The organism is Flavobacterium procerum (assembly GCF_042431625.1).
Classification (GTDB): Bacteria; Bacteroidota; Bacteroidia; order Flavobacteriales; family Flavobacteriaceae; genus Flavobacterium; species Flavobacterium procerum.
The window spans coordinates 248,218-260,668 of record NZ_JBHLYW010000029.1; the positions used below are offsets into that span (position 1 = coordinate 248,218).

Below are 12,451 nucleotides of genomic sequence, written 5' to 3' on the forward strand. Positions count from 1 at the left end.
TTTTAGAATTCGAAAAAGATGTTTTTATCAAAATCGAATTGAATGTTGTAATTGTTTGCAAAGATAATAGTTTGAAATGGGATTAATTGTCAAAAGAATAGATTTTAGATTAATTTTATGCAAATGAAAAAATCCTATTTTCTATCGAATTTATAGACTATAATTTTAAAAATAGTAACTAAATTTGTAATTCACTGATTATAATGCTTTCTCTAAAACGTTTTCTGAGAATAATAATCGAAATCGCATTTGAGGCGTTTTTTGTAAATAGAAACGTCGTAATTTTACAAAAACACATTTATTATGAATTTATCACAAGAAGATTGGGTAGCGCAGCTTAATGCTGACGAAAATGCAGTTATACTTGACGTAAGAACCGCAGACGAATTTAATGACGGCTACATTGAGAATGCCATAAATATTGATATTCATAAAGGACAAGGTTTTATTTATGAAATCGAAGAATTAGACAAAAATAAAAACTACTACGTTTACTGCCGTTCTGGAGCCAGAAGTGCGAAAGCCTGCCAGATTATGAATGAATTGGGTATAGAAAATGCCTATAATCTGCTTGGTGGTATCCTGGATTGGGAAGGCGAAACCGTACAACCATAAAAACATAAAAAAGAGGCAGAAGTAGCCTCTTTTTTCTTTTGAAAATAGAATTACCAGACCTATTAAATAACCAAATTATGAGTTTTATACCAGAAGAATATCAGATCAATACGCTGATAAACCAAGATACTTATCTTGTAAATGGAGAATTGAAACAATGGACAGGGCAAACCACACCTGTGTTTTCTACTATTTCCTCAACAGAAAAATATTCGCCGACCTTATTAGGGTCAATTCCTTTTATGGCAGAAAAAGAAGCGGCCGAAGTTGTTGAAGCCGCAACTGCTGCCTACGACATGGGACAAGGATTATGGCCGACCATGAAAGTTGCTGACCGTATTAAAAGCATGGAAAATTTTGTGAAACAGATGAAAGAAACCCGCGAAGAGGTAGTAAAATATCTAATGTGGGAAATCGGAAAATCATTGGGTGATTCTCAAAAAGAATTTGACAGAACGGTAGAATATATTTACGACACTATTGCTAGCTATAAAGAATTAAACGGACGTAGTTCGCATTTTGAAAAAGTACAGGGTGTAAACGCAATGATTCGCCGTGGACCTCTTGGAGTGGTTTTGTGTCTTGGACCTTACAATTATCCGCTTAACGAAACTTTTTCATTGCTGATTCCGGCATTGATTATGGGGAATACTGTGATTTTCAAACCTGCTAAACATGGGGTTTTATGTATTTCACCATTATTAGAAGCTTTCAGAAGCAGTTTCCCAAAAGGGGTAATCAACATTGTTTACGGAAGAGGCCGTGAAGTAGCTTCACCAATCATGAAATCTGGAAAAATTGATGTTCTTGCCTTAATTGGAAATAGTAAATCGGCGATTGCTTTACAAGATCAGCACCCGAACAAAAACAGATTGCGTCTGATTTTAGGTTTAGAAGCCAAAAACCCTGCGATTATTCTTCCAGATGCCGATTTAGATTTGGCTATTCAGGAATGCATTACTGGAAGTTTGTCTTTTAACGGACAACGCTGTACGGCATTAAAGGTGTTGTATGTTCATGAATCAATAAGAGAAGAATTCAACCGACGTTTTTCTGAAAAAGTAGATTCATTGCAGTTTGGAAATCCTTGGGAAAAAGGAGCTTCGTTAACACCGCTTCCAGAATCTGACAAACCAAAATACATACAAGGATTGATTGATGATGCGACTTCAAAAGGAGCAGAAATCCTAAACGAAAAAGGAGGGAAACATACAGACAATTATATTTTTCCAGCAGTTTTGTATCCGGTAAACAAGGAAATGCGTGTTTACCACGAAGAACAGTTTGGGCCAGTTGTTCCAGTTCTTTCGTTCAAAGATATTAAAGAGCCATTAATAGATATGGCCGAATCAAATTACGGACAACAGGTAAGTTTGTTTGGCAAAGACATTAAAACACTTGCACCGCTTATCGATGCTTTGGTAAATTTAGTATGTCGCGTAAACCTCAACAGTTCTTGCCAAAGAGGTCCAGATGCTTTCCCATTTACAGGACGTAAAGATTCGGCAGTAGGAACTTTAAGTATTCCAGATGCATTGCGATCTTTTTCAATCCGTACTTTCGTAGCTTCAAAAGATATCGATTACAATAATGAGATTCTGCAGGAATTGCTAAACAGCAAAGAATCAAATTTCATTAATACCGATTACATTTTGTAGACATCAAGGTTATATATTATTATAGATACCGTCTGTTTCTTTTGATTCAGGCGGTTTTTTTTGGAAGATACTGAGATTCTGAGATGTTAAGATTTTTAGCTGTTAGTCATGTTAGTTACAAACAATAAACGATCAACTAGCAGCCGTTAAAAATTAATAATTAAATTTGTAACATTGCTTTAAGGCAGCAGTCTTATCATACAAAAACAATTTAAAGACCTAAGAATCATTTATGAAAAAGAGATTTTTGCAAATTATACTAATAGCATTTGTTCTTTCTGCCCAAAATAATTTTGCACAAGAACTTTATATGCCCAGAAATATTAAAGCGGCATACGCAAAAGAAACACGTTCTAAAGACGGAAAGCCAGGAAAAAATTATTGGCAGAATCACGGGAAATACAATATGGAAATTGCCGTAGAACCCAAAACGAGAATGGTAAACGGTTCAGAAAGTATTATTTACCACAACAATAGTAATGATACTTTAAAAACTATTGTCATCCGATTTGTCAATAATCTTCATAAACCTTCTTCTCCTCGTGGTGGTAGTGTAAGTAATGATTTTTTAAGTGAAGGTCTTACAATAACTTCATTAAAAATCGATAACGAAATTTATAAAGAAGATGCAAAAAAATGGGGAACAGTCGGAACGATAAAACTCAAGAAAGCAATTTTGCCACATTCTAAAACAACCCTGAATATAGATTGGAATTATCCATTATCTAAAGAAAGCGGAAGAGAAGGTCAAATTGACGAAACTACATTTTTTGTTGCCTATAGTTACCCACGCGTTTCGGTTTATGACGACTATAACGGTTGGGACAAACTTCCTCATACTGATCGTCAGGAATTTTATAACGATTTTAATGATTATGTATATTCTGTAAAAGCACCCAAAAATTATGTGGTTTATGCAACAGGTGATTTATTAAATCCTGATGAGGTTTTGCAACCTGATTTTGCTGCACGCTTGAAAAAATCTTATGTAACAGACGAAATTCTGCATATCGCAAACGAACAGGAAATGAAAAGCGGTATTGTAACCAAACAATACGATTGGAATGTCTGGAAATTTGAAGCTAAAAATATTACAGATGTCTGCTTTGGTTTAAGCGATCACTATTTATGGGATGCGAGCAGTGTTGTGGTAGATAAAAAAACAAATCGTCGCGCCAGTGTTCAAGCGGCTTACGATGTAAAAGGAACCGATTTTGTAAATTCGGTTAAAAATAATCAATATGCTTTAGATTGGTTTTCTAATAATTGGCCAGGAGTTCCTTATCCGTTTTCTAAAATGACGGCTTTTCAGGGATTTGCAGATATGGAATATCCGATGATGTGCAACGATTCGCAAATGGGCGATGCTGTTTTTGCGCAATTGGTGCAAGATCATGAAGTAGCACACACGTATTTTCCTTTTTATATGGGAATTAATGAAACCCGTTATGCTTTTATGGATGAAGGATGGGCAACCACTTTAGAATATTTGATTGGAATCGCAGAACACGGAAAAGAAGCTGCCGATAAATTTTATAAAAATTTTAGAGTAAAGAGTTACATCGGCGATCCTTCAGGAGAACAGGACCAGCCAATCATTACAATGTCAACGCAGGTTTCGGGTGCAGGTTACGGAAACAACTCATACGGAAAGGCTTCATTGTCTTATTTGGCATTAAAAGATTTGTTAGGAGACGATTTATTCAAAAAATCGCTGCACCATTATATGGATACGTGGAATGGAAAACATCCAATTCCGTGGGATTATTTTAATTCATTCAACACTGCATCAGGAAAAAATCTGAATTGGTTTTTTAATAACTGGTTTTTCAGTAATAGTTATCTTGATATAGCTGTAAAAAGTGTCTCTTCGGATAGTAAAGTAATTACTGTTGAAAATATCGGAGGATTTGCAATTCCGTTTGACGTAATTATTACTTATGCAGATAACTCAAAAGAAACACTGCATCAGACTCCAGGAATTTGGGAGAAAAATCAAAAATCAGCAAAAGTAATTCTAAAAGGGACAAAGAAAATAAAGCAAGTAGAGCTTGACGGTGGTATTTTTATGGATGCAACTCCAAAAAACAACAGCTGGCAGTAAAAATAAGATTATTCCATTTGAGAGAAAAAAATCACCTTTTTAAACAAAAAGGTGATTTTTTGTTTATAACAGGTGATATTTATGTTGAAAAAGTAAGAATTTGTCAATAAAAAATGTAGGTTTGCAAAAAACAAATTAACCTACTACCAATGAGAAACAAATTAATGTTTGTTGCTCTCTTATTTTCTTTTCAGATTTTTGCGCAGAACGACCCTAAAACTGCGTTTCAGAAAGGTAAATACGAGGCAGCTATTTCGTATTACAAAAAAGCTGACTATGTTAAAGCGATTGACTTATTTTCTTTAGCAGCAAAAATTAAACCTGAAAATCAGATTGCTCAGGAAGCTATTAAAAAAGTGGATACTTTAAGAGAGATTTTAAGAAAAGACATTCTAGATCAAGCAATCGGTTCTTGGAAAAAATCAGGAGATCAGCCGATTTGGGCTTCAACAAATGTAGAGAATCAGTCTGGTGTTGACGAAATAATCGAAATCAACAAAGATGAAATTCTATTTTATGAAGTTGACAAAAAAACAAAAGTCAAAACCTTGATTAAAAAAGAGAATTTGGTTTACAACGACGAAAACAGTCTTGTATCCTTATTCTCAGAAATAATCCTTTCAGACGGTACAATCTGGAACTGTCAGATTAATGAAAAATCAAACGTGCTTCATGTTATCAATGTGGCTGTAAAGACAGAAAACGGAATTCAAAAAATCAATGCCGAAAATTTGGAACGGTATTATGTACGAATCTAAAATGACAAAGGGAATCTTTAAAAAGATTCCCTTTTTTATTATGATTTAAAGTACCTGATGTTTTTAATTGAAGTAATTTTGAATTCTAAAAAAAAATATCCAATGAAAATTGAAAAAATAAATGCTTCAGACACTTGGCAGATTCGCCATGAAGTAATGTGGCCAGATCAACCGTTTGAATTTGTTCAGTTGGAAGAAGACAATTCGGGACAGCATTTCGGCGTTTTTGTAGAAGAAAAATTAGTTTCTATTGTATCTTGTTTTATCAATGACGATGAAATGCAGTTTAGAAAACTAGCAACTTTGGAGTCTTATCAAGGGCAAGGAATAGCTTCAGAATTAATGAATTATATCCTTGAATTTGCCAAAAGCAGCAATCTTAAAAAAGTTTGGTGTAATGCAAGGACGAATAAAAAATCATTTTACGAAAAATTCGGCATGCGAGATACAAATCGCGTTTTTTCAAAAGCAGGACAGGAATTTACTGTAATGGAAATATTTTTGTAAATAATTGATTTGTAGTAGATTATTTTCTTTTTGAAAAATTAGTTCTTGTGTTTTAAATTTAAATGGAAATGAAAACGTTTTCGCTTATTTTTAGTTGTTAAGGATTTCTTATTTTATTTTTTTTATTCCGATCTTTTAGTACTTTCGCACCCAAATGAGAAAGTTAATAGTATTTTTAGTATTCATGAATTTGCTTCTGTCAGGCGGAGGTCAATATCTTAATGCAAATACTCTTGGTGGCTCTCATCATGAAAATATTGATAAAAAACATCGAGTTAAATTTACAAGTCAAGACCGCGGTTCTTCAATAATTGAAGACGCCGATGTTGATATCGAAGAAGATCTTCTTGGAAGTGATGATGTTGATGGACTTACGAATAAGTTTTTTGCGGCTTCGTACAGTTTGATTGATACTTTGTATCTGGCTCTTTCAGATCAGTCTGGATCAAAAGAGTCTAATCGTTTTAAATTTTCTACGCCTGTCTTTGGGCATTCAAATCCTTTATACATTACTCAACGAGTATTAAGAATTTGATTTACAAGTATACATTGGCTGCCTAGTTGCGATCATGCATATCTTGTGATGTACACTTTTACTTCTCCTTATATGAAAATTAAGGTCTGACCAAGGCGCTGATGTCTAAAACCATCTAAAAGGAATCTCTGTATTCCAAGCATTCAATCGCTTAATTTCCATTAAAAATCATGAAAAGAATTGTCTTGTTCGCAGGCTTTATCGCCTTGGTGTGCTTAACCAGTTGTACATCTAAAAAAGAAGAGAAAGAAGAAGTTGAAAAATTTACAGTTACCAATCCGGTAAAAATCGACACTTCGTTTACCAAAGAGTATGTTTCACAAATAAAATCCGTTCGAAATATCGAACTGCGTGCGCAGGAAAAAGGTTTTCTGCAAAACATCTATGTCGATGAAGGACAGTTTGTAAAGGCCGGACAGTTATTGTTCAGAATTATGCCGAATATGTATCAGGCAGAATTGCTAAAAGCTCAGGCAGAACAAAAATCGTCTGAAATCGAATTGCAGAATGCTAAATTATTAGCTGATAAAAATATCGTTTCTAAAAACGAACTGAGTGTTGCGCAAGCAAAACTGCAATCGGCTAAAGCAGAAGTTTCATTAGCAAAACTACATTTGTCATTTACAGAAATCAGAGCTCCTTTTGACGGGACGATTGACCGTATTCCATTAAAATTAGGAAGTCTTATAGATGAAGGCGAATTACTGACAAGCCTTTCAGACAACAGTCAGATGTTTGCTTATTTCAATGTTTCTGAACCTGAGTATATTAGTTATGAAACGAATATCAAAGATCGCGCCGATAACAAAGTGTCGTTAGTTTTGGCTAATGGAGATATTTTTAAAGAAAAAGGGAATGTTGAAGTTATAGAAAGTGAATTCAATAACGAAACCGGAAATATCGCTTTCAGAGCCCGATTCCCAAACTCAGGAAAACTTTTAAGAAATGGAGAAACAGGACAGGTTCAAATGATTGTTCCTCTTAAAAATGCTATCCTGATTCCACAAAAAGCGACTTACGAAATTCAGGACAAGAAATATGTTTTTGTAATAGATAAAAACAATAAGGTTACTTCGAGAGAAATTACAATTACTGGCGAAATCCCTGATTTATACGTGATAAAAAGCGGTATTACAGAAAATGATAAAATTTTACTGGAAGGCGTTCAGAAAGTAAAAGAAAACGACAAGATAAAATTTGATTACGAATCTCCTAAAGAAGTAATGAATCATTTACGCTTAAAAGCGGAATAGATTGTGGGTAATTGTTTCAAGTTTCAGGTTTCAGGTTTGGAACATGGCCTTAGAAATGATTATAAAAAATTTCCTTTTGGTTTAATCATTTAAAAAAAATAAAATGTTTAATAAATTTATTCAAAGACCTGTCTTGTCGATAGTAATATCGCTGATAATTGTCTTTTTGGGAATTCTTTCTGTATTGAATTTGCCAATTACCCAATTCCCTACCATTTCGCCACCAATGGTGAATGTTACCGCCGATTATCCGGGATCAAATGGTGAGCTGATGATCAAATCGGTTATTATTCCTTTAGAAAGAGCTTTAAATGGAGTTCCTGGAATGAAGTACATGGCTTCTGATGCAGGAAATGATGGTGAAGCAACCATAAAAGTTGTTTTTAACCTAGGAACAGATCCTAACCAAGCTGCAATTAACGTACAAAACCGTGTAGCTTCTGTTACCAATAAACTGCCACCATTGGTAATCAGAGAAGGTATTAAAATTACTCGTGAAGTACCGAGTATGTTGATGTATGTAAACCTTTACAGTACAGACAAAAATACCGATATGAAGTTCTTGTACAACTATGCCGATATCAATGTTCTTTCTGAACTAAAAAGGGTAAATGGTATTGGTTCGGGAGATATCTTAGGTACACGTGAATATGCTATGCGTATCTGGCTAAAACCGGATCGTATGCTTGCGTATAAGGTTTCTGCTGATGAAGTTATGGAGGCATTATCAAGCCAGAGTTTAGAAGCTTCTCCGGGTAAAACAGGAGAAAGTTCGGGTAAACGTTCTCAGGCATTCGAATATGTATTGAAATATTCTGGACGTTTTACAACAAAAGAGCAATATGAGAATATTGTAATAAAAGCAAATCCAAACGGAGAACTTCTGCGACTGAAAGATATCGCTAAGATAGAATTTGGAAGCTCGATGTACGATATCTATTCTAATTTGAATGGAAAACCATCTGCAGCGATTGTATTAAAACAGTCTTTTGGAAGTAATGCAAATCAGGTTATTGAAGAAGTAAAAGCAAAACTGGAAAAAATCAAACAGAAATTCCCAAAAGGAATGGATTATGAGATTTCGTATGACGTTTCTAAATTCCTTGATGCTTCTATAGAAAAAGTAATTCACACTTTAGTAGAAGCTTTTATTCTGGTTGGTTTGGTCGTGTTTCTTTTCTTGGGAGACTGGCGTTCAACGGTAATTCCGGCAATTGCGGTTCCGGTTTCTTTGGTAGGAACATTTGTATTTATGACCTTCTTTGATATTTCGTTAAACTTAATCACATTATTTGCTTTAGTATTGGCAATCGGGGTCGTAGTCGATGATGCAATCGTAGTTATCGAGGCCGTTCACGCCAAAATGGAAGAAGAACATCTGTCGCCCTATAAAGCGACCAAAAAAGCAATGCACGAAATTGCAGGGGCAATTGTAGCGATTACATTCCTTATGGCGGCAGTATTTATTCCGGTAGCATTTATGTCTGGTCCAGTTGGGGTATTTTACAGACAATTTTCTGTTACAATGGCTACTGCGATTATACTTTCTGGTATTGTGGCTTTGACATTGACACCGGCGCTTTGTGCCATGATGTTGAAAAATAATCATAGTGCGCCTAAAAAGAAAACGCCAGTAAATAGATTTATTGATGCTTTCAACGAAAAATTCAACTTAGCGCAAGGAAAATACCAAAATTTACTGGGCAAAATCGTAAACAGAAGAGCGGTTACGATTATAGCGCTTCTTGGATTTTGTGCTGGAACATGGTTGATAAGCAGTACGGTTCCTTCAGGATTTATTCCGAATGAGGATCAAGGAATGTTTTATGCCGTTATTCAGACTCCTCCGGGTTCTTCATTAGAAAGAACAAACAATATAGCAGAAAGGTTGCAGAAACTTGCTGAACATATTGACGGAGTGAAATCGGTTTCTTCTTTGGCAGGTTATGAGATTTTATCTGAAGGTACAGGTGCAAATTCAGGAACTTGTTTGGTCAATCTTAAAGATTGGAGCGAAAGAAAACATTCTGTTCTTGAAATCATGAAACAATTAGAAGAGGAATCTAAAGACATTCCGGGTGCTAATATCGAATTTTTTCAACCGCCTGCTGTACCGGGTTATGGTGCTGCTGGAGGATTTGAGCTTCGTTTATTAGATAAAACGGGTTCTGGAGATTATAAAAGAATGGAGCAAGTAAACAATGATTTCGTTGCCGAATTGAACAAACAGCCAGAATTGTCGAACGTGTTTAGTTTTTACAGTTCTAGTTTCCCTCAATACATGATGAAGGTAGACAATGATCTCGCACAGCAAAAAGGGGTGTCTATCGAAAATGCAATGAACACATTATCAACGCTTGTCGGAAGTAATTACGAAATCAGTTTTATTAAATTCGGAATCAACTATAAAGTTATTGTTCAGGCCGCGCCAGAATACCGCGCACAGCCAGACGACATCTTAAAATTATATGTAAAAAACAACCGTGACGAAATGGTGCCGTATTCTGCTTTTATGAGATTAGAAAAAGTATATGGACTTTCAGAGATTACGCGTCATAATATGTACACTTCTACGCAAATCAGTGGTTCTCCGGCTGCAGGTTACAGTTCGGGTACTGCGATTAAAGTGATTCAGGAAGTGGCTGAGAAAAAATTGCCAAGAGGATATGATATTGACTGGGCTGGTATTTCTGCCGATGAGGTGGCACAAGGAAATCAGGCAATCTGGGTATTCTTGATCTGTTTAGGATTCGTTTATTTGGTTTTAGCAGCGCAATACGAAAGCTTTATTCTTCCATTATCAGTTATTCTTTCGCTGCCTGCGGGTATTTTTGGAGCTTTTCTTTTGCTAAAATTGACGGGATTAGAAAACAATATTTATGCACAAGTTGCGATGGTAATGCTTATCGGATTATTGGGTAAAAATGCCGTACTTATTGTAGAGTTTGCGATTCAGAGACATGCCGCTGGAAAAACAGTTTTTGAGGGCGCAATGGAAGGAGCGAAAGAACGTTTCCGTCCAATTTTGATGACTTCGTTTGCTTTTATTGCCGGACTATTGCCACTTGCTTTTGCAACCGGTCCAGGTAAAATTGGAAACAGAACAATCGGAACCGCGGCTGCAGGAGGTATGCTTATCGGAACTATCTGCGGCGTATTCGTAATTCCGGGCTTGTATTATATTTTTGGTATAATTGCCGAAAAGCACAAACTGGTAAAACATGAAGAAGAGAATCCATTAACAGAAGAAATAGACAACAATCATGTGTAAAATAAAATTATATCAATACGGTATTGCTTTGGGGCTTTGTCTTGCTGTAACGGGTTGCAAAACCCCTGCAGCGGAGACAAATGTTGCTAGCGCGCCTGTACCTGAGTCATTCGGAAATGCAAAAAATCTGGATACAATTAATACAGCATCCATTAAATGGAAAGATTTCTTTAAAGACCAAAATCTTAATGAACTGATTGAGATAGCGCTTAAAAACAATCAGGAACTGAACATAACGCTGCAGGAAATCGAAATTGCAAAAAATGATATCCGCGTTAGAAAAGGACTATTGCTTCCTACTGCTGGTATTCGCGCTGGAGCGGGAATAGAAAAAGTAGGAAGATATACGAGTCAAGGTGCGGGAGATGCAACTACCGAGATTAAGCCAGGTGTCGAAACTCCGGATCCGCTTCCAGATTTTACGGTTGCTGCTTACGCGAATTGGGAAGTAGACATATGGAAAAAACTGCGCAATTCTAAAAAAGCCGCTGTAGACCGCTATTTGGCAACTATTGAAGGGAAAAATTTCGTAGTAACAAACCTGATTGCAGAAATTGCCGATTCTTATTATGAATTGCTGGCTTTAGACAGTCAGCTTGATATTGTAAAACAAACTATTCAATTGCAATCGAATGCATTAGAGATTGTAAAAGTTCAAAAACAAGCAGCAAGAGCTACGGAACTTGGCGTTCAGAAATTTCAGGCTGAGGTTTTGACTTCTAAAAGTTTAGAATTTGATATTTTACAGAAGATTAAAGAAAACGAAAACAAAATCAACTTTTTGTTAGGAAGGTATCCACAGGAAATCAAAAGAGATCATTCTGAATTTTTAGCCCTGCTTCCAGCAGAAGTAAAATCAGGAATGCCATCTCAATTATTATTGAACCGTCCGGATATCAAACAAGCTGAATTAGAATTGGCTGCCGCAAAATTAGACGTAAAAGCTGCTCGTGCCGAATTTTATCCGTCATTGGATATTTCGGCTGCAATTGGAGTGCAAGCTTTCAAACCGTCTTATTTATTGACAATGCCAGAATCGTTATTGTATTCTTTAGCTGGAGATTTGGTTGCTCCTCTAATCAACAGAAACGCTATTAAGGCAGAATTTTCAAGCGCCAATGCCAGACAGCTTCAGGCTTTATACAATTACGACAAAACAATTTTAAATGCCTATTTAGAAGTTTCGACCCAGCTTTCTAAAATCGAAAATCTTCAGAAAGGTTACGATTTAAAATCACAGCAAGTCGCAGCTTTAAATACATCTATCGATGTGTCTAATGATTTGTTTAAATCGGCAAGAGTTGATTATTTTGAAGTTTTAATGACGCAGAGAGATGCTTTAGAAGCAAAATTAGAATTAATAGATACCAAAAAAGAACAATTAAACGCTGCGGTTCATGTTTACAGAGAACTTGGCGGCGGATGGAAATAATTTTGCCTGTTAATTTGTAGAGAGAAAGCCTTTCGGGAGTAAAATTCTGAAAGGCTTTTTTTATGGAAAGACTAATTGGCTTATTTAAAATATATTATTTTTATATAAATCTAAATTCGTTGGACGTAATTACGTTTAGAAAATGCAGCTTTGAGTAAAATAGAACGCGGATAAAACGGATTTACTTCGTAAAAGCGCAGACAAAAACAGATTTTGTATAAAGAATCAAAAAATCCGTTTTTGTCCGCGTTTTCGTGATAACGAATCTGTGTAATCTGTGTCAAAATTTATACTATTTTATTTACACCCAACGGGTTA

At 35.5% G+C, this 12,451-nt stretch carries 9 protein-coding genes; all 9 read left to right on the forward strand.

The window, feature by feature from the left end:
* Positions 1-303: 303 nt before the first annotated feature.
* The 9 genes from ACFFLS_RS23795 (at position 304) to ACFFLS_RS23835 (ending at position 12,133) form a co-directional block, all read left to right on the forward strand.
* Complete coding sequence (locus ACFFLS_RS23795; RefSeq protein ID WP_379682921.1) at positions 304-615, forward strand: rhodanese-like domain-containing protein; 312 nt, start codon at positions 304-306, stop codon at positions 613-615.
* Between the two features lie 77 nt (positions 616-692).
* Positions 693-2,273 carry an NADP-dependent glyceraldehyde-3-phosphate dehydrogenase gene (locus ACFFLS_RS23800; protein ID WP_379682920.1) on the forward strand — a complete coding sequence of 527 codons (1,581 nt, stop codon included), beginning with the start codon at positions 693-695 and terminating at the stop codon, positions 2,271-2,273.
* A 232-nt stretch (positions 2,274-2,505) separates the two neighbouring features.
* Positions 2,506-4,377 (forward strand): M1 family metallopeptidase, encoded by a 1,872-nt coding sequence (locus tag ACFFLS_RS23805; RefSeq protein WP_379682919.1) that lies wholly within the window; start codon positions 2,506-2,508, stop codon positions 4,375-4,377.
* A gap of 149 nt (positions 4,378-4,526) precedes the next feature.
* Positions 4,527-5,135: a hypothetical protein gene (locus ACFFLS_RS23810; RefSeq protein WP_379682918.1), complete on the forward strand. Its 609-nt coding sequence runs from the start codon at positions 4,527-4,529 to the stop codon at positions 5,133-5,135.
* Between the two features lie 102 nt (positions 5,136-5,237).
* Positions 5,238-5,642, forward strand: a complete 405-nt coding sequence (locus ACFFLS_RS23815) for a GNAT family N-acetyltransferase (RefSeq protein WP_379682917.1) — start codon at positions 5,238-5,240, stop codon at positions 5,640-5,642.
* Positions 5,643-5,796: 154 nt separating this feature from the next.
* Positions 5,797-6,177 carry a hypothetical protein gene (locus ACFFLS_RS23820; protein WP_379682916.1) on the forward strand — a complete coding sequence of 127 codons (381 nt, stop codon included), beginning with the start codon at positions 5,797-5,799 and terminating at the stop codon, positions 6,175-6,177.
* A gap of 170 nt (positions 6,178-6,347) precedes the next feature.
* The gene (locus ACFFLS_RS23825) at positions 6,348-7,430 is read left to right on the forward strand and encodes an efflux RND transporter periplasmic adaptor subunit (RefSeq protein ID WP_379682915.1); all 1,083 of its coding nucleotides are present in this window, start codon (positions 6,348-6,350) and stop codon (positions 7,428-7,430) included.
* Between the two features lie 103 nt (positions 7,431-7,533).
* Positions 7,534-10,701, forward strand: a complete 3,168-nt coding sequence (locus tag ACFFLS_RS23830; protein ID WP_379682914.1) for an efflux RND transporter permease subunit — start codon at positions 7,534-7,536, stop codon at positions 10,699-10,701.
* Entirely contained in the window at positions 10,694-12,133 is a 1,440-nt protein-coding gene (locus ACFFLS_RS23835; RefSeq protein WP_379682913.1) for a TolC family protein, read from the forward strand. The genes ACFFLS_RS23830 and ACFFLS_RS23835 overlap by 8 nt, the downstream gene beginning before the upstream one ends.
* Positions 12,134-12,451: the final 318 nt, after the last annotated feature.